The 23,344-nt window shown below is 73.2% G+C and carries 23 protein-coding genes; 12 read left to right on the top strand and 11 right to left on the bottom strand.

Going from position 1 to position 23,344, the window contains the following annotated elements:
• Positions 1–120: 120 nt before the first annotated feature.
• Positions 121–1,278: a hypothetical protein gene (locus tag ACIQ7M_RS23990; protein ID WP_403647683.1), complete on the top strand. Its 1,158-nt coding sequence runs from the start codon at positions 121–123 to the stop codon at positions 1,276–1,278.
• Positions 1,279–1,558: 280 nt separating this feature from the next.
• On the opposite strand, the gene ACIQ7M_RS23985 is transcribed toward ACIQ7M_RS23990, so the two are convergent.
• From ACIQ7M_RS23985 to ACIQ7M_RS23950, 8 genes are all read right to left on the bottom strand, one after another.
• On the bottom strand, positions 1,559–2,164 hold the full coding sequence (locus tag ACIQ7M_RS23985; RefSeq protein ID WP_386984041.1) for a GPP34 family phosphoprotein: 606 nt from the start codon (positions 2,162–2,164) through the stop codon (positions 1,559–1,561).
• A 262-nt stretch (positions 2,165–2,426) separates the two neighbouring features.
• Positions 2,427–2,549, bottom strand: a complete 123-nt coding sequence (ykgO, locus tag ACIQ7M_RS23980; RefSeq protein WP_361693717.1) for a type B 50S ribosomal protein L36 — start codon at positions 2,547–2,549, stop codon at positions 2,427–2,429.
• Between the two features lie 52 nt (positions 2,550–2,601).
• Positions 2,602–2,862 carry a type B 50S ribosomal protein L31 gene (locus ACIQ7M_RS23975; protein ID WP_403647679.1) on the bottom strand — a complete coding sequence of 87 codons (261 nt, stop codon included), beginning with the start codon at positions 2,860–2,862 and terminating at the stop codon, positions 2,602–2,604.
• A gap of 87 nt (positions 2,863–2,949) precedes the next feature.
• Positions 2,950–3,114, bottom strand: a complete 165-nt coding sequence (gene rpmG, locus ACIQ7M_RS23970) for a 50S ribosomal protein L33 (RefSeq protein WP_384794120.1) — start codon at positions 3,112–3,114, stop codon at positions 2,950–2,952.
• Positions 3,115–3,532: 418 nt separating this feature from the next.
• Positions 3,533–4,267: a DUF4232 domain-containing protein gene (locus tag ACIQ7M_RS23965; protein ID WP_403647675.1), complete on the bottom strand. Its 735-nt coding sequence runs from the start codon at positions 4,265–4,267 to the stop codon at positions 3,533–3,535.
• A 193-nt stretch (positions 4,268–4,460) separates the two neighbouring features.
• Positions 4,461–6,422 carry a hypothetical protein gene (locus tag ACIQ7M_RS23960; RefSeq protein WP_403647672.1) on the bottom strand — a complete coding sequence of 654 codons (1,962 nt, stop codon included), beginning with the start codon at positions 6,420–6,422 and terminating at the stop codon, positions 4,461–4,463.
• Between the two features lie 229 nt (positions 6,423–6,651).
• Positions 6,652–7,545, bottom strand: a complete 894-nt coding sequence (locus ACIQ7M_RS23955; RefSeq protein ID WP_403647669.1) for a hypothetical protein — start codon at positions 7,543–7,545, stop codon at positions 6,652–6,654.
• Positions 7,546–7,624: 79 nt separating this feature from the next.
• A complete protein-coding gene (locus ACIQ7M_RS23950) occupies positions 7,625–8,512 on the bottom strand; it encodes a hypothetical protein (protein WP_403647666.1) in 888 nt (295 codons plus the stop codon).
• 272 nt (positions 8,513–8,784) lie between these two features.
• Between ACIQ7M_RS23950 and ACIQ7M_RS23945 the strand changes: the two genes are divergently transcribed.
• From ACIQ7M_RS23945 to ACIQ7M_RS23930, 4 genes are read left to right on the top strand one after another with little or no spacing between them, the layout of a single operon-like run.
• Positions 8,785–9,489 carry a response regulator transcription factor gene (locus tag ACIQ7M_RS23945; RefSeq protein WP_403647664.1) on the top strand — a complete coding sequence of 235 codons (705 nt, stop codon included), beginning with the start codon at positions 8,785–8,787 and terminating at the stop codon, positions 9,487–9,489.
• On the top strand, positions 9,486–10,976 hold the full coding sequence (locus tag ACIQ7M_RS23940; RefSeq protein ID WP_403647661.1) for a sensor histidine kinase: 1,491 nt from the start codon (positions 9,486–9,488) through the stop codon (positions 10,974–10,976). Before ACIQ7M_RS23945 ends, ACIQ7M_RS23940 begins: the two co-directional genes overlap by 4 nt.
• 47 nt (positions 10,977–11,023) lie before the next feature.
• The gene (locus ACIQ7M_RS23935) at positions 11,024–11,449 is read left to right on the top strand and encodes a hypothetical protein (protein WP_403647658.1); all 426 of its coding nucleotides are present in this window, start codon (positions 11,024–11,026) and stop codon (positions 11,447–11,449) included.
• Positions 11,449–11,643: a hypothetical protein gene (locus tag ACIQ7M_RS23930; protein WP_403647655.1), complete on the top strand. Its 195-nt coding sequence runs from the start codon at positions 11,449–11,451 to the stop codon at positions 11,641–11,643. The genes ACIQ7M_RS23935 and ACIQ7M_RS23930 overlap by 1 nt, the downstream gene beginning before the upstream one ends.
• A gap of 205 nt (positions 11,644–11,848) precedes the next feature.
• Here ACIQ7M_RS23930 and ACIQ7M_RS23925 read toward each other — a convergent pair whose 3' ends face one another.
• Positions 11,849–12,541, bottom strand: a complete 693-nt coding sequence (locus tag ACIQ7M_RS23925) for a class I SAM-dependent methyltransferase (RefSeq protein ID WP_403647652.1) — start codon at positions 12,539–12,541, stop codon at positions 11,849–11,851.
• Between the two features lie 91 nt (positions 12,542–12,632).
• On the opposite strand from ACIQ7M_RS23925, the gene ACIQ7M_RS23920 reads away from it, so the two are divergent.
• Complete coding sequence (locus ACIQ7M_RS23920; protein ID WP_403647649.1) at positions 12,633–13,325, top strand: TetR/AcrR family transcriptional regulator; 693 nt, start codon at positions 12,633–12,635, stop codon at positions 13,323–13,325.
• 133 nt (positions 13,326–13,458) lie between these two features.
• Positions 13,459–15,843, top strand: a complete 2,385-nt coding sequence (locus ACIQ7M_RS23915; protein ID WP_403647646.1) for a SpoIIE family protein phosphatase — start codon at positions 13,459–13,461, stop codon at positions 15,841–15,843.
• A 7-nt stretch (positions 15,844–15,850) separates the two neighbouring features.
• On the opposite strand, the gene ACIQ7M_RS23910 is transcribed toward ACIQ7M_RS23915, so the two are convergent.
• Positions 15,851–17,092 carry an NAD(P)/FAD-dependent oxidoreductase gene (locus ACIQ7M_RS23910; RefSeq protein ID WP_403647643.1) on the bottom strand — a complete coding sequence of 414 codons (1,242 nt, stop codon included), beginning with the start codon at positions 17,090–17,092 and terminating at the stop codon, positions 15,851–15,853.
• A 359-nt stretch (positions 17,093–17,451) separates the two neighbouring features.
• Positions 17,452–17,799, bottom strand: a complete 348-nt coding sequence (locus ACIQ7M_RS23905) for a PRC-barrel domain containing protein (protein WP_386984018.1) — start codon at positions 17,797–17,799, stop codon at positions 17,452–17,454.
• Positions 17,800–18,276: 477 nt separating this feature from the next.
• Between ACIQ7M_RS23905 and ACIQ7M_RS23900 the strand changes: the two genes are divergently transcribed.
• The 5 genes from ACIQ7M_RS23900 to ACIQ7M_RS23880 all read left to right on the top strand — a co-directional run bounded on the left by ACIQ7M_RS23900 (position 18,277) and on the right by ACIQ7M_RS23880 (position 23,342).
• On the top strand, positions 18,277–18,438 hold the full coding sequence (locus tag ACIQ7M_RS23900; protein ID WP_403647640.1) for a hypothetical protein: 162 nt from the start codon (positions 18,277–18,279) through the stop codon (positions 18,436–18,438).
• 84 nt (positions 18,439–18,522) lie between these two features.
• Positions 18,523–20,058 carry a GT4 family glycosyltransferase PelF gene (pelF, locus tag ACIQ7M_RS23895; RefSeq protein WP_403647637.1) on the top strand — a complete coding sequence of 512 codons (1,536 nt, stop codon included), beginning with the start codon at positions 18,523–18,525 and terminating at the stop codon, positions 20,056–20,058.
• Positions 20,055–21,443, top strand: a complete 1,389-nt coding sequence (locus tag ACIQ7M_RS23890) for a hypothetical protein (protein ID WP_403647634.1) — start codon at positions 20,055–20,057, stop codon at positions 21,441–21,443. The genes pelF and ACIQ7M_RS23890 overlap by 4 nt, the downstream gene beginning before the upstream one ends.
• A gap of 112 nt (positions 21,444–21,555) precedes the next feature.
• Positions 21,556–22,557 (top strand): GDP-mannose 4,6-dehydratase, encoded by a 1,002-nt coding sequence (locus tag ACIQ7M_RS23885; protein WP_403647631.1) that lies wholly within the window; start codon positions 21,556–21,558, stop codon positions 22,555–22,557.
• 71 nt (positions 22,558–22,628) lie between these two features.
• Complete coding sequence (locus tag ACIQ7M_RS23880) at positions 22,629–23,342, top strand: sugar phosphate nucleotidyltransferase (RefSeq protein WP_386984010.1); 714 nt, start codon at positions 22,629–22,631, stop codon at positions 23,340–23,342.
• Positions 23,343–23,344: the final 2 nt, after the last annotated feature.

Here is a 23,344-nt window from a genome sequence, read left to right as displayed (position 1 = left end):
GAAAAGCCCATAGTCACCCGATGGCGGAGGTCCGTGATCCCGAGGGGCCTCGCCTCCCGGCTCCTGGCCAAAGGCGACCATACTGGGAGGGCACACCACACCCCAGCAGCAAAGTGACTCATGCCGAAGTCCTCCACAGAGCGTCTCACCGCCCCGGAAACGGTCTGGCTGGCCGCCGGGCGCCACACAGGTCCCGCCCCGCAGGCGGCCATCCGGGAGCACCTGCGGGAACTGAAGAACAGGGAAAGGATCCAGGACTTCCTGGAGAAGGAGAACTCCACGACGCCGGACGGGCACGTCTTCGAGGCCCGCTGGTTCGTCGAGGACGAGGTGACCGTGCGGGCGCGGCTCACCACCGACGGACGTCCGCACGTGGACGGCGAGCGGCGCTGGACGCTGGCGGCCGAGGCGGAGCGGCCCTGGGATCCCGGGTGGACCTCCCCCGCCGCGCTCCTCTGGCCCGAGCGGAGCGACCTCTCCTGGGACCGTGACGCCGCGGCCGGGCTGCTGTTCCAGGACGTCAACCCGCTGCCCAAGGACGACGCGGCGCTGCGCCGTCTGCTCAAGGACATCGCCCGGCACAGTTGGAGCATCAACGTCGTCGTGCACGAGGCGATGACTCCCGACGCAGAGGGCCGCCTCCCGCTGGTCCGGCTGCTGCCGCCCGCGCTGCTGCACCGCGTCGTGGAACACCGGGCCACGCCCGAGCAGTTCCACGCCGTCAACTGGGCGATCGGCGACCTCGGGACGTCCGTGCCGCGGGGCGGCGCCGTCATCCTGTCCGGCACACCGGCGCGGATCGGGTTCGACGAGCAGGCGTTCAGGGTGCGCAGCGTCTTCCTGGACGGTTCCGAGCCCACGGAACTCCTCGACAAGATCGTGCAGTTCGCGGCGCTGCCCTGGCCGCTGCCGGACGACGCCGCGGCGGCCTTCGCGGCGCTGCGCGAGGAGTGGAGCCTGCTGACCCTCGAAGAGGAACTCGTCCACGCGCGGACCCTGGTGGCCTCGTACTCCGAGGCTCTGGAGGCGATGACGAAGTCGCGCGACCTGTACCGGGAGGCGACCGAGCTCGCGCACGCGGCACTCTCCGAGATGGCCGAGTACCGCGACGCCACGTCCGCCGCGCGGGTCTCCGCCCAGGGGCAGGACAAGCATCCGCTGACGAAGACGCTCCAACGCGTCACGGACTCGCTGCTGCCCCGGCGGGGGCAGCGCGTCGACGCACACCTCCAGGAAGCGCGCGAGAGCGAGCGGCGGGCCCGCGAGGCGTCCGAGTGACCCAGGGCGCGGGGGACGGCGCACCGGCCTCCCCCGCGCCCGTCACCGATCACACCCGGCCCTCGGGACGTGGGCGCCAACACTCGTGACATGGATCCCGGCCCGCGTGACGTGGACCCCAGCTCTCATGACGGGGGCGCCGGCACTCGTGGCGCGGGCGCCTGCCCTGCGGCGTCGGCCCCGCGCGGTACGGCCGTTCCGCCGCTCCCGAGCGTCGGGCGAACCGCCCGCGTCGAGGCGGTCGCCCATCGGGGACGGGCCCTGGTCGGCCCGGGTCGCCTCAGGCGCCGCGCCAGATGTTGGCGAACGCGGCGTTCTCGATGGCCCGGCGCTGGCGGACGGCCTCCAGTTCCATCACCGCGTCGTGCACGGCGACCAGGACGGTCGTCACCGCCTCGTCCTCGACCGACGAGTTGTCGTCGGCCTCCTCGGCGGGGATGCCGACGACTTCGGCGAGCGCGGCGAGGACGGGCTCGTCCGCCGCCCAGCGGTGCATCGCCCGGCTGCGGGCCGGTGAGTCCACCAGTTCCATCCGCTCGCCGCCGAACGGCAGTCGGCTCCGCCGTTGCCGGGTGAGCTGACCCGCCTGTTCGAGGTCGGTCTGATAGGCCTTGGCCAGATCGCGCCCCCTGCGCCAGAGCCAGTCCTCGACGCGCTCGTACGGAACCTGCCGCACGAGCGAGGACGCCGCCTCGCCCAGAAGACGGTCGTTCGTGGCCGGCTGTCTCGCCGGTGTCATCCGGTCACCGTCCAGCGTGATGACCTCGCCGGCGAGAAGATCGATCACCTCGGCTCCGGCGAGGGCGAGCGACAGGTCGCCCTGCCCCACAGAACGTTGCGGCTCCTTGTCCATCGTGATGATGAACAAGTCCCTGGCCGTGGTCACGAACGGCTCCCCTCGGAGTACTTCGCCCGGCGCGACCGTCACGCATCGGATCCAGCGCATCCACCGCACCGGTCTCCGCGGGCGATCCGTCGTCCGCGGAGGAAGGGCACGTCACGCTCGTGATCGTAACTCCCGGCACACCGGTGCGTCTGTGAGCCGCGGGCCGGGCCGGTCGACGACGTGCCGCGGCGTGGTCCGCACGCGTCGGTCCGGCCGGCACGTGGTGTGCCGGCCGGACCGGATTACCTCATCTGATGTGCCGTCAGCCCTGGCGGGCCTTCAGACGCGGGTTCTTCTTGTTCACGACGAAGACCACCCCGCGCCTGCGGACCACCTGGGCCCCGGGCATGGACTTCAGTGAGCGCAGTGACGCGCGTACCTTCATGGCCTGTCCTCCTTCTGTGCTGCCTTCCGCCGAACTCGGCGCGCCCCGGCGGTCAGTGCCGGTTCGACGCCGCGCGGCCGTAGCGGCGCTCGAAGCGCTCCACGCGGCCGGCGGTGTCCAGGACCCGCGACCTGCCGGTGTAGAAGGGGTGGCTCGCCGACGAGATCTCCACGTCGACGAGCGGGTGAACGGCGCCGTCCTCCCACTCGATCGTCTTGGCCGAACGCGCGGTGGATCGCGTCAGGAACGCGACGCCGGCGGCACGGTCCCGGAAGACGACCGGACGGGATGCGGGATGAATGTCGGGCCTCATGGGGTTCCCTCCTCTTTTACGGCAGGTTCGACTGCGGATACGCCGGTGCTACGACGGGTACGTCCGCCGGGTACGCCCGGCGTTCGGTCAGCGCTCCTCCCGGAACGTGACGTGCCGGCCCGCCAGCGGGTCGTACTTGCGCAGGACCAGTCGGTCGGGGTCGTTCACGCGGTTCTTGCGCGTCACGTACGTGACGCCGGTCCCGGCCGTCGACCTGAGCTTGACGACGGGGCGCGCGGTACTGCGTGCCATGAGGTCCTCCTTCACCCACCACGCACGGGCCTTGACTCGCGCATGCCAATCAGTTACGTGAGCTGTAACAGCGCACCGGCTGTCGGCATTCCCGGACCCCGGACGTGGCGTACGACACGCCCCGGACCCGGCGCGACCACACCTCGCGCAGGGCCCGGCGGCGACCGGGCTCACCGTGGTCGGCATCATGTCCAGCCACGCTTCCCGGGTGCGGGGAGGCCCGTTCCCCAGGACCGGGCCGGACCCGGTCCATAGGTCCCGCCCGGTGCGTCGATCCGGTCGCCGCACGCGGGGCCGTGACCGGCACGGCCCCGCTCCGGCAACCTGGGGACGGCTTCGCGGGACGCCCCACGCAGGCGGGTGCCGAAGCCGCCGGTGCACAGCCGTGGCGGCGGCGGTGACGGCGCGCCGGTGACGGTCAGGAGGGCTTCGTCGCGGTGACGGCCGTGACCGTCACCTTGTCGTCGCACTCGGCCAGCACTCCGCCGCCCTCGATGGCGAGTTGGTGCGCTCCGCTGGAGGGGAGACCCACCACGAGAGTCGGGTAGCTGACCGGGGTGGACCCGGACACGCAGTAGCCGTCGGCCTCGCCCTGGACCTGGACGAACGTCATCTTGACCCAGGCCTTCGCGGCGGGGGCGAGCACCACCGTGGCCGAGGGGCCCGTCCGGCTCACGGTCAGCGGCTTGTTCTTCTCGGGGGAGCCGTTGGCCGCGCCCGCCACGGTCGGATACCCCTGGAGGGCACACGTCGCTCCGGACATGTTGGTGAACTCGACGACGGCCGCACCGGTTCCGGTGCCCGGGGGCCGTACGTCGGCCTGGTACATGAACGCCTTCAGGGACTCCGCCGCGCACGTCTTAGTCTTCGTCGCCGGTGTCGCGGTGGCGGGGACGGAGGCGGGGGTCTTGGGAGAGGAGTCGCCCGCGGGCTCGGCCGTGGCTCCCGTCCCGCCGGACGGCTTCGCGGGCGTCGGGGAGGCGGAGGCCGAGGCCGCCGGCTTCTTCGCGGTGCCCGACGGCGAGCTGGTGCCGGAACCCGCGGTGTCCGGGCCGGGCTGGCAGGCGGTCATGAGGAGTGTGGCCGCGGACATGGCCGCCATGGCCAGAGCGGCTCCGCGGACACGCGGCCCGGAGTGCGTCCCGTACTGCATGTGGTCCCCCGATTTGAGATGTTCAGGTGCCGGACGTTCACCGGCACTCGTCGCTGTAGATCGACGGACGGCTGCCGTGGTTCACGCGTGCACAGGCCTGTGACACGACGGTGACGCGGCGGCCACCGATCCCCGGGGACGGCCGGACCGGACGACAGCCGCGGCCTTCCGGGCGGAGGCCACCGGGGCGGCCCTAGGGCCTGTCCGACAAGGTCAGCGACACGCGTTGCGCGGTGGTCGAGCTGGAGGTGAACTCCCGGCAGTCGACCACCGCTCGCGTGGCTCCGGTCACGGCCCTGACGAGGTCCAGCCGGACCGTCGGGCCCGTGCCGGTGACGAGGCGGGCGTCCATCCAGGTCGTGGTCGCGCTGACGTCCGTGCGCCGGGTGCGTTCCCCGGTCAGCAGGCGTGTCGTGCCGTCGACGGATGTGGTGCGCAGGACGGGGACCTCGGCCAGGTCGGCCGCCAGGGTGCCGTCGTCGCGCAGGGTCCAGCGGGCCCCGCGCAGACGCTCGGCCACCTCCTGGGCCTGGGCGCGCATGCCCGAGAGGGGATCGGCGGAGACGACGGCGAGCGTGCGGAAGGTGCGGGGTCCCCCCGAACGATCCGGACCGCCGGCGGACGGCGACGGATTTCCGGCCGTGAAGGCCGGGAGTCCCGGGGGACGGCTCGGATCACGCGGCGCGGCGCGACCGGGACACGCCGTGGGCGTCGCCCCGACCCCGGCTCCGGCCTCACCACTGTTTCCCGCCCCCGCCCCCGCCTCCGCCCCCGCTCCGGCATCGGTTCCGGTTCCGCCGCCGCCCGGTGCCCGCGTGGCGGCCGGGGTGGTCCGCCCCGCCGGGTCGTCGGCGAAGACTCCGCCGACCGGGCGGGGGGCGAGGGGCAACAGTCCGACGAGCAGCAGCACCGCCGGAAGCAGGACGGCCGCCGCGTGGACGGCCGCGGACCGGGCTGCCCCCGGCCGTTCCGTCATCGGCGTGTCCCTCGGTACGCGTCCCTCTCCCGTCGCCAACGGCCAGACGAGCGCGACGGCGAGCGTCGCCCACCAGGCGGGCTGTCCGGCCAGCGACTCGTGGGCCAGCGCGAGAACCTGCCGGCCGGCCCGGTCGGCGGACGCGCCCAGCAGCACGTACGCGGGAAACGCCCCCAGCATCGCCAGCGGCAACTGGGCGAACAGGGCAAGCGGCCACAGCAGCGTCGACAGGAGCCGGACCCGGGTGGTCCCGGCTCGCGACACACACCGGACGCGCATGCCGACGGGCGGATGGTAGAGCCGTGCGAGGCCTCCGTGATCGCCCTTCCCCAGGCTGCGCAGAGCGCGTACGACGGCGTCGGCGCCCGCGGCCCGAGCGGCGAAGCGGTCCGCGCCGAGCTCCGCCGACCAGAGCGCGGCCACCACGAGGAGCAGCACCTTCGGCACGCTCTCGAGGACCAGGACGACCTCGGCGAGCGTCAGCGACGCGGTCGCGTCTCCCGTGACGAACAGCAGCGTGACCGGGAGAACCACCAAGCCCGCGAGGACGTACGGCCAGACGCGGACCAGGGCGGTGAAGGGGCTGCCGAGCCCGGTGGCGTGCTGCTCGCCCTTCCGCAGATGGCCGAGTTCGTGCAGGAGGACCGCTCGGGCCGCGTCGATGTCCGTGTGCCACAGATGGACGAGCGGGGCGAAGACACCGACGCGTACCGTGCGCCCGCCGCCGGGATAGACGCGGGCGGAGATGCCGTCCTGCGTGCTCAGACGCAGCCGGGTGCCGGGTGCGTGCGCCTGGAGGAACGCCGTCATCGCTGCGGCGAAGTGCGGGTCGGCGCCGCCGTCCCGGCTCCCGGATGCCGGCGCCGGGGGCGCCATCAGCGGGTCGTCGGGGGCCAGGAGTCCGTAGCGGCGCTCGACGCGACGACAGCGTGCCCGCGGGACGAGGAGGGCGAGAACCGCGGCGAGCAGGAAGAACTGGGGCAGGAGCTGGACCAGGCTGAGCACCGCGGTGACGAAGCGGCCGCGTCCGGCCTCGCCGACCTGACCGAGCCCCTTGCTCACGTCGAGGGTGTGTCCGATCAGCGCGGGAAGCTGGGCGAGGAGGAGCGCCAGGGTCAGCCACAGCCAGGGCGGCGGCCCCCAGGACCGGGCGGGCCTGAGCGATGCCGGCCACCTCATGACGTCGTACGGCATCGATCCGCGCGCCGGGACGACCGGCGGGCCTGCCCGGTCGACGCCCCACGGCACCCGCCTTCGCGCCCGGACGACCCGCGGACCTGCCCGGTCGCCGCCGCACGACATCCGTCCGCGCGCCGGGACGACCGGGGAGCCTGCCCGGTCGACGCCCCACGGCACCCGCCTTCGCGCCCGGACGACCTGCGGGCCCGTGCGGGCGACGGCGCCGTACTCATTCCTGGTCCGTGGTGTCGGGACCGGACCGGAGGCCGTGCGGGGTCGTACCGGGGCGGCTCGCGCGGTGGAGCAGGCCCGACGCCGCCGAACGCAGTCGGCGCAGCTTCAGGCGCCGGGTGTCCGGACCGCGCGACGGCGGGGGCGGCTCCTCGCCGACGAGCGCGTCGAGGAAGGCCGCGGCCTCCACCGGGTCGTCCTCGGTGACCAGCCGGGCGATGAGCCGTGCCGTCAGTTCGTCGGCTTCGTCCGGGGCCAGCCCGCGGACCCGGAGCCGCGCGCTCATGCGCAGGGCGGCTCGTACGACGTCCGCCGTGGGGGCGCCCGAAGCGGTGTCCGAACCGGCGTCTGCGCCGCCCGAGGGAACCGCCACTCCTGGCACGGCTCCGGGTAAGTCCTCGCCGTCGGCCGCGCCGTCCGGCCCGCCCCCGTCGTCCGGCACCGGCCTCGGCGATGACGGGAACGGTATCCGTGGCGGTGCCGGTGACGCCGACGGCCGCGACGGTGTGCCCAACCCGGCCGCCAAGCGGTCGTCCGGTAACGCAGTACCGTCCTCCCGCGGCCGCCGGGTCGCGGCCTCGGCGCGCCGCTCGGCCCGTAACCCGACCAGCAGTCCCGTCGCGGACAGCAGGTTGTTCAACTCGGGGCTGCTCAGGGCGGATTTCAGCGACTCGGCGGCGTACGCGAGCCCGTCCAGCACGGCGGGAAGGACGGCGACCGCTCCGCCGCCCATGCCTCCGGGCGCCTGACGCGGCGCGGAGAAGAGGCCGCGGCGGGGAGCGCCGCCCGCGGCGTACGCGCGAGCGGTCTGCGCCGCGAACCCGCGCTCCCCGGGAGCGGCCCGCTCGGCGATCCGTATGCTCCAGGTGTCCAGCCGGTCCGGTGTCGTCATCCCGCCGCCCCCGGTGCGGTCGCCCCGCCCTCCCGCCGTGCCGTCATGGCCTTCCGCGGGGGGGGCGCCGATATGGACGTCACGAGGCCGTGCCGTCGAAGGTGAACTTGAACGCGACCACGCCGTCGACGGTGCTTCCCTCGGCGGTGAGCGACGCCCCGGAGCCGTCGAGCCGGCCCGTGAACGTCGTGCCGGCAGCCAGCGCGTGCGGGAAGCCGCCGGGCATCTGACCGAGGTCGGAGCGGCAGGCGACGAGCAGGCCGGGCCAGTTGAGCAGGTTCAGGACGACGGCTTCCCGGGCGTGCGGATCCGTGAGCCGTGCGTCCAGCTCGCCGCCGGACCAGTCGATGTCCCAGTACGTCAGCAGGAGATTCGGATCCCGGTAGTTGCCCGCCAGGTCCTGGCTCGAGACCGTGCTGACCGACGACGACCGGAAGGACACCGCGCCGGCCTGGGAGGCGTAGCCCGCCGCGAACAGCATCGAGAACGGGTTGCTCTCGGTCTGGTCGCCGCCGGACTCCGGCCGCCTCAGGTCGAGGGTGCTGTTCATGGAGTACGTCTGACTGCCCGCCAGGTGCCGGGACCCGTCGGTGGAGCAGTAGTCGTAGATGTCGACGGAGACGCTCGCGGTGCCGCTGTACGCCTTGCCCCACAGGGCCGACGCCTCCGAGCCGCCGGCCTGCACCGGTTCCTGGGAGGCGGCCGTCGTGGCCTCCTCCGTGGCCGGAGTCCCGGTCGGCGTCGCCAACTCGCCGACCGAGGGCGTCGGATCGGGCGTGGACGCGGCCGCGGACGACGGCGCCGCTGACGCCAAGGTGCCGGCGGAGGCCGTCGACGCCTCGGCCGTGGGCGAACCGTGTGTGCCGCACCCGGCCAGAGACGCGCACAGGAGCCCCGCGCAGACCGTCGCGATCAGCCGGACCCGGACGACGGTGGACACTCTTCGAACCCGCGTCATGGCAGCCATGACACACCCCTCCCCACACCGGGCCACCCCCCACGAGCGCCCAGGACACGCGGGACATTACGCTGCGCGGCCGTTCCCTCACCCCCCGCGAAGTCCTTCGTTACCGTTTCGTGCCGGGCCACAGCCGTGCGGGGCGCGGACCGCTTCGTGCCTGGTCACACCTTCGTACGGGTGTACCGTGCGGGTCCGCCGACGAAGCCTCTGGTGCACGATGGGCGACGAGACGGGCCGGCCCGAACGGTCCGTTCCTGCGAGCCGGGGTGTGGTGATGGATGGGCGGAGATCGGGGCCGGGTCCTCGTCGTCGACGACGACGCGGCGATACGGCGGTCACTCGAACGGGGTCTGCGGCTGGGCGGTTTCACCGTGGATCTCGCCGACGGCGGTAGGTCCGCGCTGGAGGCGGCCCGTCGGACGCCGCCGGACGCCATCGTGCTGGACATCTCCATGCCCGGTCTCAGCGGCATCGACGTGTGCCGGACGCTGCGCGAGGAGGACAACGACGTACCCGTCCTGATGCTCTCCGCGCTCGACGAGACCGGCGACCGGATCGCCGGGCTCCAGGCCGGCGGGGACGACTACCTGGTGAAGCCGTTCGCGCTGCAGGAGCTGGTGCTCAGGCTCCGGGCGCTGCTGCGGCGCCGGCCGCCGAAGGACACCGACGCCGTACGGGTGGGCGGGCTGTCGCTGGACCCCACGGCCCGCACGGTCAGTCTGGACGGGCGGCGACTGGAGCTGACCCGGCGGGAGTTCGAGCTGCTCCACGTCCTGGCGCGCAACGCGGGCATCGTGCTCAGCCGGGATCAGCTCCTCGACCGGGTCTGGGGGTACGACTTCGACGTGCGCACCGACGCGGTGGACACGTTCGTGAGCTATCTGCGGCGCAAGCTGGAGGCACCGGGCCGGGACCGGATCATCCACACCGTGCGGGGCGTGGGGTTCGTGCTGCGCGACGACGGGCCGGGGGCGGGACGATGAGGCTGTCCACCCGTATCGCCCTCGCCGTCGGCGCGACCGTGCCCATCCTGGTGCTCGCCACCGGCTGGCTGCTGCTGCGGCTGGTCGCGGCGGATCTGCACGGCCAGCAGGACGCCCACCTGCGGACGAGCGCGGCGGCCGTGGCGAAGGACGCCCGCGGGCTGCTGCGCGCCAGTGCCGCGGACCGGTCGGCGGCGGTCGAACGGGCCCGCGAGAGGCGGCTGTTCACCTCCGCCCTGGATGTCGGCGTACGACTGATCGGCCCGTCGGAGACGTACACGGGCGGCCCGCAGCCGGACCAGGGGGTGACGCTTCCAGCGAGCGCGCCGGTGCCGGTCACGCTGCGGGTCGGCGGGGACTCCTGGCGGGTCCTGTCCCAGCGGGTGTCCGGTACGCGTCCCGGGGTGCGCGGCACGCTCTGGCTCTTCGCGCCCGACACCGCCGCGGACACCCAACTGCGGCTGGTGCGCAGGCGCGTGGTGACGGTGGCGCTGCTCGCCGCGCCGTTGTCGGGACTGCTGGCCGGTGCGGTGGCGGGCCGCGCGAGCCGTCCGCTGCGGCGGCTGCGGGACAGCGCGAGCGGTCTGGATCCGCGGACCAGCGCCGCCCGCCTCGACCACACGCCGGCGCGGATCGCCGAGGTCGACGATCTGGCGCACACCCTCCAGACGGTGCTGAGCCGCTACGACGAACAGGCCGCGAGGACCGAGGAGGCGCTCGGCACCGCCCGTTCGTTCGCCTCGGCCGCAGCGCACGAACTGCGCACGCCGCTGATGAGCATGCAGACCAACCTGGAGATCCTCGCCGAGCATCCCGCGCTGCCCGCTCACGACCGTGCCGAGGTCCTGGACGACCTGCGCCGCGAACACGCCCGGCTGCTGGGGCTGTTGGTCATGCTGCGCGAGCTCGGCCACGGTGACCTGGTCGAGGCGGACGCCTTCGGTCCGGTGGACCTCGCGGATGTGGTCGAGGCGAGCGTGCGGGAGCGGCGGCGGCGCCATCCGCTCGCGCGCATCGCCGGCGACTGTCCGCCGGGGCTACGGGTTCACGGCTGGGAGCCGGGGCTGCGCACGGTCGTGGACAACCTCCTCACCAACGCGCTGGTGCACGGCGGTTGCGCCGACGGACGCCCCGCGCACATCGACGTCACGCTGCGGGCGAGCGGCGGCCACGCCGTCCTGTGCGTCGACGACCGGGGGCCGGGGATCGCGCCCGAGCGTCGCGCGGCGGTCTTCGAGCGCTTCGAGCGGCGCCCGGACAGTCCGGGCTCGGGCCTCGGACTCACCCTGGTCGCCCAGCAGGTCGACCTGCACCGGGGCCGTGTCCGTGTCCTCGAACCGCCGGCCGGAACGGGGACCCGGATCGAGGTCGCACTCCCCCTGTGGGGCGGCGGGCCCGGTGGTGAGCCGGCACTCCCCGCACCGCGCAACTGGGTGATCACGACCGCGGGGGTCCGGCCACAAGAATTCCACAAAGACGACTCCTAGCGTGCCGGCCGTACGGGCAACCGCACCGGAACGAAAAGGAGTTCGGCATGGCGAGGACATCGAGGAAGCCGGCGGCACCGAGGGCCGGGAAGACCGTCGTCGCGCTGATGGCGGTGGGCGCGCTGCTCGGCGGCGCGGGGGCCGCGTCGGCCGACGGCACCGGGACGCACCCCTCGGTCGCGCCGACGGGTGACGGCGCGAAGGCGCTCTGCAAGCGCGCGCCGAAGATCGACCGGAGGATCGACCGCATCCTGGGCCGGCTGAACGGGGAGGCCTCGCAGCGCGGTTCGATCGCCAGGCTGGAGCAGCGCCTGGCCAACGCCAAGTCCGCCGGGGACACGCAGATCGAGACCTATCTCGACCACCGGCTGACCTTCCGGCGTTCGCTCGTCCCGACGCTGGAGAGCCGCCGAAAGGATCTCGCGGACGTCCAGAAGTGGTGTGCGAGCCACGACGACGGGGCCGGCTCCTGATGCGCGCGGGACGTGCGGCACTGGCCCTCGTCGTGACCGCGCTCCTCCTGACCGCGTGCGGCGGCTCCGGTGACGCCGGGAGCGCCCCCGTGTCGCCCGGCCCGGCGTCCACGGATGTCGCCCATCTGCAGAAACTGGTCGACGACGCCGAGTCCGCGGCGCGTTCGGCCGAGTCGGCCATGGCCGACGACTGACGCCACGATGGACGGAGTTCACGCTCCGGGCGAGCCCGGCCGACCAGGCAGCGGCCGGCGGCCTTCATCCACCGTGCGGCATACGGGAGTTGAAGCCGCGCGGAGTGCGCGGGAGCCGACGCCGCGGGTGGTGCGCGGAGTTGGCGCCACCGGGCTGTCCGGGGGCGGCGGCCGGTCGTTCCCCCCGGCCGCCGCGGCTCGTGGGTCACCGGCTCGGGCGGTCCGTCCGGTCCCGGGACACCGGACGTTCCGCCTGGACGTACGTCAGCCACGGGCGGACGTCGCCGCTCCCCCGGATCTCGAAGCCCGCGCCGGTGACGAGCCCGTCCAGCAGGTCGGTCCGGTTGTGGGACATGGCGTGGCCGAGGCCCCCGTGCACCAGATGACGCCCGAGGGCGCCGCGCGGCGGCCGGAACTCGACGACCAGCAGGCGTCCGCCCGGCCGCACGACGCGCCCCATCTCCGCGAGTGCGGCCGGCCGGAGTTCCTCGGGCAGGTGGTGCAGCATCAAGCTGGTGACGACGGTGTCGAACGACCCGTCCTGGAAGTCCAGGTTCTCCGCGACCCCTTCCCGGTAGGCGCAGGCGGCGCCCTGTCCGGCGCCCCTCCTGCGTCGCGCGTAGGCGAGCACCGAGGGCGACGGGTCCACGCCCGTCACCGTTCCCCGCGGCCCGACGACGGCGGCCATCCGCCGGGTCAGATACCCGGTGCCGCAGCCCACGTCCAGCACGCGGTCCCCGCTCTCGGCCCCGCTCAGCGCGGCCAGCCGGGAGAAGGCGCGGTTGCGCCGGCCCGCGAAGCAGACCGCTCCGCACAGTTCGTAGGAGCGCGGGGCTCCGATCGTCACCCCGGGGGTGTCCGCGTGCGGCTTTCCTTGCATGAGGCGCCCGATGGACATGCCGGTCACTCTCCTTAACTTAGTTGCGACTAAGTACGTGGCTAACTTAGTCCCGACTAAGAAAATGCGCAACGGGCTTACGATGGCCGATGTGACCGACGCCGAGAAGACCTCCGCCCACCAGGGCAAGACCCGTACGCGCACCCGGATGCCCGCCGCCGAGCGGCGCGCCTCGATCCTGGCCGCGGCCACCGAGGTCTTCTCCGAGACCGGCTACGAACGGGGCAAGGTCTCGGACATCGCCCGGCGCGTCGGGGTCACGGAACCGGTGGTCTTCCAGAACTTCGGGTCGAAGTCCGCCCTCTACCAGGCCGCCCTCGACCACGTCACCACGGCGGTCACCGCGCTCCTGACCGAGGCCGCGGACACCGGACGCCCCGTCCCCGACGTACTGGCGGCCTTCCTCGACCCGGCCCACATGGACCGCTTCCACCAGCGCGGCGCCCACGGCTTCCTCTTCGCCGACGCGGCGGCCCTGGCCCACGATCCGGCCCTCGGGGACGCCGCCCGGAACATCCACCGGAATTTCGCCGAAGCCCTCGCGGGCCTGCTGCGCCGCGGCCAGGGCGACGGCGACATCCGCGACGACATCCACGCCGACACCGCCGCCTGGTGGCTGATCTCGCTCCTCGCCGGACGCCCGCTCCGTAGTGCGGTGATGCCGGACCGGGCCGCTCAAGAGGCCCGGCTGACGGACATGGCCCTGCGGTCACTGCTGCCGCCCGACGTCGACCGGGCCTCCGAGCCCCCTGCCGCACCAGCGAGCAACCACCTCGCGCCGTAGAATGATGGTTTTATGGGCCAAAAGGATCGAAAAGGCCACAGCCCGCGACCTGGCCTCCGCCGGTGACTCAGCCGTCGACGGCGCTCCCGGACACCGGGGTGTCCGGCCGGAGGCGCGGCGAAGGTGACGGTCGATGACCGCCACCACTCCGCTGATGGTCGTCGACGGCGCGGGCGTCGTCCTCCGGTGGAGCCGCAGGGCCCGCGAAATCTGGCTGCGGTCGGACTCCGAGGCCGTGGGTCGGACGGCCCTCGCCCTGGTGGCACCCGACCTCGGGGACGCGGGCGACGACTCCGGCTACGGCACGAGGCCCGGATCCGGACCCCTCGTCATCCATGACGTCGACGGAAGCCCGGTCGACCTCCGCATCCAGGTGGTGCCGCTCTCCGACGGCGCGGTCGCCTGGGGCGTGTTCGAGGCGGACGGCGACGGCGCCCGCCTCGACACACCGACCGCGGTCTTCGACATCCTGCACGCCAACACGCACGACGCCTTCCTCGTCCTGGACCCCGCGCTGCGCGTCCTCAGCGTCAACGAGGCGGCCTGCACGCTGATCGGCGTCACGGCGGGCAAGGCTCTCGACCGGCCGGTCGGCGATGTGATGCGCCCCTCCCGTCCCCAGGAGCTCGACGACCTCCTGCGGGGCGTCCTCACGAACGGCACGTCGGTCACCGACCACGCCGTACGGCTCGAACCGGTGGACGCCTCGTCCCGGGAGCGTTTCGCGGACATCTCGGCGTTCCCCTTGAGGAACGCGCGGGGCGTGGTCGTCTCGATGACCGACGTCACGGAGTCCATGCGGAGCGACAGACGTGTCCAGGCGCTCGGTTCGGTACGCGAACGGGTGGGCCGGAGCCTGGACGTCGTCACGACCTGCCAGGAACTGGTCGAGGCGCTGGTGCCCGGCTTCGCCGACATCGCGGTGGTCGAGGTGGTCGACGCCGTGGTGCGGGGCGAGGACCCCCCGCTCAGCCCCCTCGGGCGCGACGTCCCGCTGCGCCGCGCGGCCTTCCGTCTCGAGGGCCCCTCCCACCGGGCGCAGGCCCATCCCGTCGGCGACGTCCGAGCCGTGCCGACGCCGACGCCGTACTCGCAGGTGCTCAGCGACCTCAAGCCGCGAACCGTCACGCTGGACAAGAACACGCCCTGGCTGTCCGCCGATCCGGAGCGTGCCCGCGCCATCCGCGCCTCCGGGGCCCAGGTGCTGCTCACCGCCCCGCTGGCCCTGCGGGGCGCCGTGCTCGGACTGCTCAGCCTCTATCGCGTACGGCCGCACGACGCCTTCGACGACAACGACCTCGCCGTCACCGAGGAACTGGCCGCGCACACCGCGCTGAGCATCGACAACGCCCGCCGCTACACCCGCGAGCACACCATCGCGTCGGCTCTGCAACGCCATCTGCTGCCGCCCGAACCCCCGTCGCGTACGGCCATGGAATTCGCGCCGCTGCACGTCCCGGCCGACGCGGGAGCGGGCACCTGGTACGACGCCTTCGGTCTGCCCGGGGCGCGCACCGCCCTGGTGATCGGGGAGGTCAGCGGAAGCGGCATCGACGCCGCCACCGCCATGGGCCAGATCAGGACCGTGATCCATACGCTCGCGGCGCTCGACCTGGACCCCGACGAACTGCTCGCCCGTCTCAACGACACGGTCGTACGGCTCGCCCACGAGCGGGAGGCCCTGCCGGCGAGCGATCCGCTGCGCCGGCAGCCGCTCAGAGCGGGCTGCGTCTACGCGATCCACGACCCGCTCCAGGAGACCTGCGTCATGGCCTCCGCCGGTCACCCCGCGCCCGTCGTGGCCCACCCCGGCGGTGTGGTGCACGTGCCGCAGATCCCGACGGGCCCCCTTCTGGGCAGCCGGGACGGACCCCCCTTCGCCACCGCCTCCGTCCCCGTGCGGGACGGCAGCGTGCTCGCGCTGCGCACCACGACCTTCCCGGTCCCCGAGACCCCGGACGGCGACCGGGCGAAGGGCCCTCTGCGGATCGCGCTGACCCATCTGGACCGCCCCCTCGGCGACATACGGGACGACGTCCTCTACCGGCTGCGCGACACGGCGGGCCACCACGACGTCCTCCTGCTGCTCGCCCGCACCCGGGTCTTCCCGCCGGACCGGGTCGCCACCTGGGACCTGGACTTCGAGCCCACGGCGCCGGCGACGGCACGGCACCACGCCCAGGAACGGCTCCGCGGGTGGCGGGTGGGCGAAGAGACCGCCTTCGCCACCGAGTTGATCGTCAGCGAACTCGTCACCAACGCCCTGCGGTACGGAGCGCCGCCGATCCGGCTGCGCCTCATCAAGGACGCCACGCTCACCGTCGAGGTCAGCGACGCCGGCGGAGCGGCACCGCGCCTGCGCCACGCCCGCACGGCCGACGAGGGCGGACGCGGCCTCTTCATCTGCGCGCAGATGAGCCACAACTGGGGCATCCGCTACTCCGCCCCGGGCAAGACGATCTGGACGGAACAGACACTGACCCAGGCCCCGGACGCCGGCATCCCGGACAGCGCCTGACCAGGCCCTAGCGTGCCAGGTCGGCCGCGACCTCGCGGGCCGCGCGGGCTCCCGACGCCAGCGCGCCCTGGACCGAGCCCGTGGCGCGGTGGTCCCCGCACGCGTAGCGGCCGGGGGCCACCCGGGTGGTCCGGCCGAGCGGCTGCGGGGGCGGCATCGCCGGCAGGGCGTCGGGAACGGTCCGCACCGTCAGCAGGTCCCAGTCACCGGTGTCGGTGCCGTACACCTCGGCCAGCGCGTCGCGCAGCCAGGTCTCCCGGCCCTCCTGGTCGTGCCCGAGGACCGAGGTGGCGATCAGCGACATCCCGGGCGGGGCGTAGCCGCGCACCACTTCGCTCAGGACGCAGGTGTTGAGGAAACGCCTTCTGGTGTCCGTCAGCAGGACGGGTTCGGCCAGCGGCGAACGGTTCGCAGCGTGGTAGTACGTCGTCACGACGCGGTAGTCCGGGAGGTCGAGGCCGGGCAGCAGCCGGGCGGCCGGTCCCGGGCCCGTGGCCACGACCACGGCCCGCGCGGCGATCTCGCCTCCGGCGTCCACCTCGACCCCGTCGTCCGTGAGCCGCGTGACCGGGGTGCCGAGACTCAGGGCGTCCGGGGGCAGCGCCCCGGCCAGCAGGCGCGGCACCGCCCCGATGCCGGCACCGGGCAGGCACAGGGTGCCGCGCAGCATGCTGCGCCAGACGAGATGGAACACCCGGCCGGAGGTCTCGAGCTGGTCCTCGAGGAACACCCCGGACAGGAAGGGGCGGAAGAACCGCTCGACGAACTCCTCGGAGAACCCGGCCGCGGCGAGCGCGGTACGGGTCGTACGGTCCTCTCCGCGCTTGAGCCATCCGGCGGGAGCGAGCATGTCCCGGCCGGACAGGGCGGCCAGCGCGATCAGGTCACGGGTTCCCGCGAGGCGCCCCGGACGCAGGTCGCCCAGTCGCCGTCGGCCGCGCGTGGGGTCGTCGAAGCGGAGCGGTCCGTCCTCCGTGTGGACGAGGACGCCGGGCGCGAAGGGCCGCAGCCGCAGCTCGCGCAGGGTGAGCCTGCGCCGGACCTGCGGGTAGGAGGTGTTGAAGACCTGGAAGCCGCGGTCGACGACGAAGCCGTCGTGCGGGTCGGAGCGCATCCGGCCGCCCACCCCGTCCGAGGCCTCGAGGAGCCGGACCTCGAAGCCGGACCCGGCGAGATCGCGGGCGCACGCCAGTCCGGCGAGTCCGGCGCCGACGATCAGGACATCGGGCACACCGCGCTTCGCGGTCATGGGCACCATCCTCCGAGCAGCGGGTCGGTAACCGATCTTCCCGCCGGGCCCGCCCGTCGGATGCGGGGCCACGCCGGTGACCACCCCCACGCGTCCCGAGGGAGACAGCGCGCGACGCGGCCCTCCAGGGATTCCGGCACTCCGGGATTCCGACATTCCGGCACTCCGAGGTGGAATAGATCGGTATGGCCGTATGTTGGCCCCTATGTGACGCGGAGCGGCCTCCGCACACCAGGTAAGCGGCCCCGGCTGGTCTCCCCCGTCCAGCCGGGGTCCCCTGTTTCCCACGGTGTCCTCAGGACAGCGAAAGACCGCCGGCGCCGCCCCGGATTCGGGCGGCACCGGCGGTCGGCGTCACGTCAGTGGCCGGAGCCGTAGTGGCCGCCGAGCTGGTCGCGGTAGTGCGGATCTCCGAGATGCTTCTCCTTGTCGAATTCCGGCGCCGCCTTGATCTCGTCCTTCGTCCGGGCCACATGGATCGTCCTGTCCTCGTGACGCACAGAGGTGATCGTTCCGGCGGGCAGCAGGACCTCCTTGCCGAAGATCCAGATGCCGGTGTCGACGACGATGTACTGAGAACCGACCTCGTCGGAGTGCTTGTCGACCTTGCCGATGTGGCCGTCGGTGGCCTCCACCCGGTAGCCGGAGAGATCGTCGTCGGGCGTGTGCCCGCTGGTCGGGGCGTAGCCCCAAAGGTTCTCGTTCACGAAGAATCCTCCAACTCGTTCTTTCCGCCGGAGGTTGACGGGTGTCCGCTCCCCGGCCGCTGACACCCATGACCCACGGGTTCTTCACAGACCCGGTTCGGGGTGGCCTGAAACCGATGTTTCAGCCGGAACTCGTCGCGGCGTGGACCACGGACACCCCCGCAGGGCGGACGACTCCATTCCGGATCCACTCGACCCCAATCCGGACAAGCACAGTAACGTTTCACTGGGTAATCGGACGACCGCTCACCGTGACGGTTCCGGTGTCGACGCCGCGCTCGGCGATCACCCTTCCGATTGACACGCTTTTCCGTCATGTCCTGGAGCAAGCGCACAAAAGCTCCACAGACAGACCACTATGTGACGCGACGAACGCGTCGACGACCACGTCTGAGGGGGGCTGTGGCGTCACGCCAGGGGGTTGGTCCGCTCCATGGGAGCGGTGCTCACCCCTGCCCGGGGAGGGGACTTCACCGCATGAAGCGGACCATTCGCGCGACCGCGCCCACTGCCGGCGCGCTCTGCGCCTCGTCCGGCCCGCCGGCCGGCCCGGCGCACGCGAACACCGCGCACGTACGAGCCGGTTGCGACCTGCCGACGGGCGTGCCCGAGCAGCTCACCCACCGCCCGGACAACTGAGCCGCGCACCGACCGAAGATCCCGTACGCGCCTTCGCGGACGGGACGGGCCCGACCACCCCAACCTCGGCCGTGGAGCACATCCATGCACGTTCCCCGCGGCGCGCGCCCCAGCACGACGCGCGTCACCCTGCTCACCGAAGGCACCTACCCGCACAGTCACGGCGGCGTCAGTGTCTGGTGCGACCAACTCGTCGCCGGCATGCCCGACTTCGACTTCGGCGTCATCGCCGTGACCGGCACCGGACGTGAACCCGCCGTGTGGGACATTCCCGCACACGTGGCGGACGTCGTCACGGTCCCCATGTGGGGGCCCGCGCCCGCCGGCCGCCCCCCACGCGGCCGGCGCCGCAGGCAACTCACCACCGCCTACGAACAGTTCCTGACCGCGCTGCTCGATCCGTGCGCCGAGGACGGGTTCGCCACAGCCCTGTACGCGATGGCGCGGGCCGCGGCGGACGGGACGCTGAGTCCCTTCCTGCGCGGCGACCGGGCGATCGGCGTCCTGACCGGCGTGTGGAACCGCCCGGGTCTGGCCGTCCGCGAGGCCCGGCCGACCCTGCACGACGCCATCACCGCGACCGCCCTGCTGGAGCACGCGCTGCGCCCGCTCACCGCGCCGCTGCCCGAACACGGGGTGGCGCACGCGGTCAGCGGCGGCGTCGCCGTACTGCCGGGCCTCGCCGCGCTCGAACGACACGGCGTCCCGCTGCTGTTGACCGAGCACGGCGTGTATCTGCGCGAGCGCTACCTCGGCTACCGCACGGCCCCGTACCGCTGGCCGGTCAAGGCGCTCGTGCTGGGCTTCTTCCGGCTGCTCGCCGAGGAGACGTACCGGCGCGCGGCCCTGATCACCCCGGGCAACCGCTACAACCGGCTGTGGGAGGAACAGGGCGGCGCCGCGCCCGAGTCGATCCGCACCGTCTACAACGGCGTGGACCCGGCCGCCTTTCCGCACGCCGGCCCGGAGCCGGAGCGGCCGACGCTGAGCTGGGCCGGACGCGTCGACCCGATCAAGGACCTGGAGACCCTGATCCGGGCGTTCGCGCTCGTGCGGGCACAACTCCCGGACGCACGGCTTCGGTTGTTCGGCGGCACCCCGCGCGGCGGCGAGGTCTACCGCGAACGCTGCGAGGCGCTGGCCGCCGAACTGGGCCAGGCGGAAGCGGTCACCTTCGAGGGCCGTGTGGACGACATCAAGGACGCCTACGCGGCGGGCAGCGTCGTGATGCTCTCCAGCATCAGCGAGGGTTTCCCGTTCACCCTGATCGAGGCCATGTCGTGCGGGCGGGCGACCGTCTCCACGGACGTGGGCGGGGTGCGCGAGGCGGTGGGCGACAGCGGTCTCGTCGTCCCGCCCCGCGATCCGGCCGCCATGGCCGCCGCCGCCCTCGAACTGCTCGGCGACGCCGGGCGGCGCGCCTCGATGGGCGAGGCGGCCCGGCTGCGCGTCATCGAGCAGTTCACCCTGCGGCAGACGGTCGACACCTTCCGGACCATCTACCTCGAACTGTCGGCGCTCGGCGGGACCGGCCCGCGCGTTCCCGCGTCCGCCGGCGCCCCGTCGGCGGTACCGGCCGGCCGCGCGGCCGCGTCCAGGTCGAGGAGCCTCGTCGGATGAGCGGACCGATGGCGCTGGAACCGGGCGGCACGGGCGGCGACACGCTGTCCCTGCGGCTCGCCGCCGACCGCACGCCCGCCCGGTCCGCTCCCGGCCCCGGTGCGGAGCGGGACGCGGTCGACCGGCTCGCCGCCGAACTGGCGGACGGCATCGGCCCGGCGGTCCACCCGTACGAGGTGGCGGCCCTGCTGGAGTCGGAGGGGCTGACCGCCGAGGTCATCCAGGAGCGGTACGGGCATCCGAACCTCTTCTCGCTCGCCTCCGCGCTGTACGAACGGGTGCCGCGCACCTTTCCGGAGCCGACGCGGCCGGCCGACCCCTGGCGTCCGGACCATGTGCGCTGCGCGTTGCGCGGGGCGCTGTTCGCGCTGCCGGGCCTCGCCTACCTGCTGACCGCGCCGCTGTGGCACGCGGGGCGTGATCTCCGCGTCCTGGTGGTGGCCGGCCTCGTCTCCTGGGCCTGGGGCCAGGCGCTCGGCCACCGCGCCTACGTGCGGATGGCCGTCGGCCGCCGGGAAGCGGGCCTGACCCTGCTCGTGGGGGCACCGCTCGGCGCGCTCACGGCCACGGTGGCCGGGGCGCTGACCGGCGTGGCGACCGGCGGGTCCGGCACCGCGATCGAGGTCGCCGCGGCGCAGTCGGTGTATCTCGCGGCGGCCGGGGTGCTGCTCGTCCTCGGCGGGGAGCGGCTGCTGCTGGCCGCCCTCACCCCGCTGATCGCCGGCGCGGCGGCGCTGCCCTGGTGGGACCCCGGACCCGTGCCGCGGGTCGCGCTGGCACTGCTGTCCGTATTCGGCTCGGTCGCCGGGGCCGGATGGGCGCTGCGGGCGGCGCTCGCGGCCTCCCCGGTGCCGGGTGCGGCCCGTCCGTCGCTGCTGCGGTCGCTGCCGTACGGCGTGTTCGGGCTGTCCGCCGGGGCGCTGGTGCTGCTGGAGGGCCGGCAGCACCCGTACGCCGTGGTCGTGCTGACCGTCAGCATGGGACCGGCGGAGTGGCTGCTGTACCGGTATCGGGGGATGTCGGTGTCGGTGCTGCGGGCGACCGCGACGCCCGCCGCCTTCCTGGTGCGTTCGACCGGCGTCCTCGGCCTCTGTCTGCTGCTCTACGTGCTCCCGCTGCTGCCCGCGGCCCTGCTCACCGGCGCCGAACCGGCCCCCCTGCTGCTGCTCGCGGCCACGCTGTGGACCGCGTTGCTGCTCCAGGCGTTCGGGGCCGCCTGGCTGCCGGCCGTGGTCTGTCTGGCGGCGGCCTGCGGTGCCGCCTCGGCCACCGTGCTCCGCTCCCTGCCGGGCCCCGACGCGCTGACCCTGTCCTGCGGTACGGCCTGCCTGGTTCTGGCGGCCTGTGCCCTGCGGCTGCTGGGGCGACCGGCCCCGCACGCCTGAACCGTCCCGCACCGCCCCTCCGGCACGGATCCGGAGGGCCGCCGTGCCTTCGTCCGCATCACCCATCACCCATCGCCCATCTCACGAACAACCAACCGGAAGGACCACCGAGTTGACCACCCAACCGCTCGCCGCCGTCACCGGAGCCGAGGGTTTCATCGGCTCCCACCTCACCGAGGCGCTGGTCGCCTCAGGGCACCGGGTGAGGGCCATGGCGCAGTACAACTCCTTCTCCTCGTACGGCTGGCTGGAGACCCTGCGCCCCGACGTCCTGGACCAGGTGGACATCGTGCTGGGCGACGTCCGGGATCCGGGTTCGGTGCGCGGGCTGGCCGAAGGCGCCGACTGCGTCTACCACTTGGCCGCACTCATCGCGATCCCGTACTCCTACCAGGCACCGCACAGCTATGTGGACACCAACGTCACCGGCACCCTCAACGTGCTGGAGGCGGTACGCGCGCTCGGCACACCCCGGCTCGTGCACACCTCCACCAGCGAGACCTACGGCACCGCCCAGACCGTGCCCATCACCGAGGACCACCCCATCAACACCCAGTCCCCGTACGCCGCTTCGAAGGCGGGCGCGGACCGGCTGGCCGACAGCTACCACGCGAGTTTCGACACGCCCGTGGTGACGTTGCGGCCGTTCAACACCTTCGGCCCGCGCCAGTCGATGCGCGCGGTCATCCCCACCGTCATCGGTCAGGTGGCCGCGGGCGAACGCGTCATCACCCTCGGCGATCTGCGGCCCACCCGTGACTTCACCTTCGTCGAGGACACCGCCCAGGCGTTCCTCTCCGTGGGCACGGCGCCCGCGGACCGGGTCGTGGGCCGGACCTTCAACGCCGGTACGGGCGGGGAGATCTCGGTCGGCGACCTGGTGGCACTGATCGGCAAGGTGATGGACACAGCCCTCGACGTGCGCGAGGACGCCGGGCGCATCCGTCCGGCCGGCTCCGAGGTGATGCGGCTGGTCGCCGACGCGACCCGGCTGGCCGGGGCGACGGGCTGGAGTCCCGCCCACGACCTGGAACAAGGGCTCGCGCGGACCGTCGAGTTCTTCCGTGAACCGGCGAACCTGGCCCGCTACAAGACCGGCATCTACAACATCTGACCGTTCACAGCTTCTGACCGTTCACAACGTCCGATTCCGTTCGGCACGCCCCACGAAGGAAAGCGCACCCCATGCACGCAGTGATTCTGGCCGGAGGCAAGGGCGTTCGGCTGCGGCCGTACACCACCGCCCTGCCCAAACCCCTCGTTCCCATCGGCGACCAGCACGCCATCCTGGAGATCGTGCTCCGCCAGCTCGTCTCGTCCGGCTTCACGAGCTGCACCATCGCCGTGGGCCACCTGGGCGAGATCATCCGCGCCTACGTCGGCGACGGGTCCCAATGGGGCCTGGCCATCGACTACTCCACCGAGGAGAGCCCGCTCGGCACCATGGGCCCGCTGCTGACCATGCGCGACCGGCTGCCCGAGTCGTTCCTGGTGATGAACGGCGACGTGCTCACCGACCTCGACTACGGCGACCTCCTGCTGCGGCACCGCGGTTCGGGCGCACCGCTGACCATCGCGACGTACGCGCGCAAGGTACGCATCGACTTCGGCGTGCTGACCACCGACGACCGCAAGGTGGTCGCCTTCACCGAGAAGCCGAGCATGGACTACCACGTCTCCATGGGCGTGTACGGCCTGTCGCGCTCCACGCTCGAGGGCTACACACCGGGGCTGCCGCTGGGCTTCGACGAGCTGGTCCTCGACCTGCTGCGGAGCGGCAGCGAGCCGCACGCCTACGAGTTCGACGGGTACTGGCTCGACATCGGGCGCCCGGACGACTACGACCGGGCCAACGCCGAGTTCACCACCCGCAAGTCGCTGTTGCTCAAGGGAGCCTGACC

The organism is Streptomyces sp. NPDC096324 (genome assembly GCF_044763015.1).
Lineage (GTDB): Bacteria > Actinomycetota > Actinomycetes > Streptomycetales > Streptomycetaceae > Streptomyces.
The sequence above is the reverse complement of the archived record's forward strand: the minus strand, read 5'-3'. Positions and strand labels throughout refer to the sequence as shown.

What these genes read in the sequence shown, in the direction of transcription:
- ACIQ7M_RS23940 (WP_403647661.1), top strand. Translation starts at nt 9,486, where the DNA reads ATGAGGCTGTCCACCCGTATCGCCCTCGCCGTCGGCGCGACCGTGCCC.
- ACIQ7M_RS23960 (WP_403647672.1), bottom strand. Translation starts at nt 6,422, where the DNA reads ATGAGGTGGCCGGCATCGCTCAGGCCCGCCCGGTCCTGGGGGCCGCCG.
- ACIQ7M_RS23990 (WP_403647683.1), top strand. Translation starts at nt 121, where the DNA reads ATGCCGAAGTCCTCCACAGAGCGTCTCACCGCCCCGGAAACGGTCTGG.
- ACIQ7M_RS23880 (WP_386984010.1), top strand. Translation starts at nt 22,629, where the DNA reads ATGCACGCAGTGATTCTGGCCGGAGGCAAGGGCGTTCGGCTGCGGCCG.
- ykgO (WP_361693717.1), bottom strand. Translation starts at nt 2,549, where the DNA reads ATGAAGGTACGCGCGTCACTGCGCTCACTGAAGTCCATGCCCGGGGCC.
- ACIQ7M_RS23945 (WP_403647664.1), top strand. Translation starts at nt 8,785, where the DNA reads ATGGGCGGAGATCGGGGCCGGGTCCTCGTCGTCGACGACGACGCGGCG.
- ACIQ7M_RS23935 (WP_403647658.1), top strand. Translation starts at nt 11,024, where the DNA reads ATGGCGAGGACATCGAGGAAGCCGGCGGCACCGAGGGCCGGGAAGACC.
- ACIQ7M_RS23900 (WP_403647640.1), top strand. Translation starts at nt 18,277, where the DNA reads ATGAAGCGGACCATTCGCGCGACCGCGCCCACTGCCGGCGCGCTCTGC.
- pelF (WP_403647637.1), top strand. Translation starts at nt 18,523, where the DNA reads ATGCACGTTCCCCGCGGCGCGCGCCCCAGCACGACGCGCGTCACCCTG.
- rpmG (WP_384794120.1), bottom strand. Translation starts at nt 3,114, where the DNA reads ATGGCACGCAGTACCGCGCGCCCCGTCGTCAAGCTCAGGTCGACGGCC.
- ACIQ7M_RS23910 (WP_403647643.1), bottom strand. Translation starts at nt 17,092, where the DNA reads ATGACCGCGAAGCGCGGTGTGCCCGATGTCCTGATCGTCGGCGCCGGA.
- ACIQ7M_RS23930 (WP_403647655.1), top strand. Translation starts at nt 11,449, where the DNA reads ATGCGCGCGGGACGTGCGGCACTGGCCCTCGTCGTGACCGCGCTCCTC.
- ACIQ7M_RS23925 (WP_403647652.1), bottom strand. Translation starts at nt 12,541, where the DNA reads ATGTCCATCGGGCGCCTCATGCAAGGAAAGCCGCACGCGGACACCCCC.
- ACIQ7M_RS23975 (WP_403647679.1), bottom strand. Translation starts at nt 2,862, where the DNA reads ATGAGGCCCGACATTCATCCCGCATCCCGTCCGGTCGTCTTCCGGGAC.
- ACIQ7M_RS23950 (WP_403647666.1), bottom strand. Translation starts at nt 8,512, where the DNA reads ATGGCTGCCATGACGCGGGTTCGAAGAGTGTCCACCGTCGTCCGGGTC.
- ACIQ7M_RS23965 (WP_403647675.1), bottom strand. Translation starts at nt 4,267, where the DNA reads ATGCAGTACGGGACGCACTCCGGGCCGCGTGTCCGCGGAGCCGCTCTG.
- ACIQ7M_RS23955 (WP_403647669.1), bottom strand. Translation starts at nt 7,545, where the DNA reads ATGACGACACCGGACCGGCTGGACACCTGGAGCATACGGATCGCCGAG.
- ACIQ7M_RS23915 (WP_403647646.1), top strand. Translation starts at nt 13,459, where the DNA reads ATGACCGCCACCACTCCGCTGATGGTCGTCGACGGCGCGGGCGTCGTC.
- ACIQ7M_RS23890 (WP_403647634.1), top strand. Translation starts at nt 20,055, where the DNA reads ATGAGCGGACCGATGGCGCTGGAACCGGGCGGCACGGGCGGCGACACG.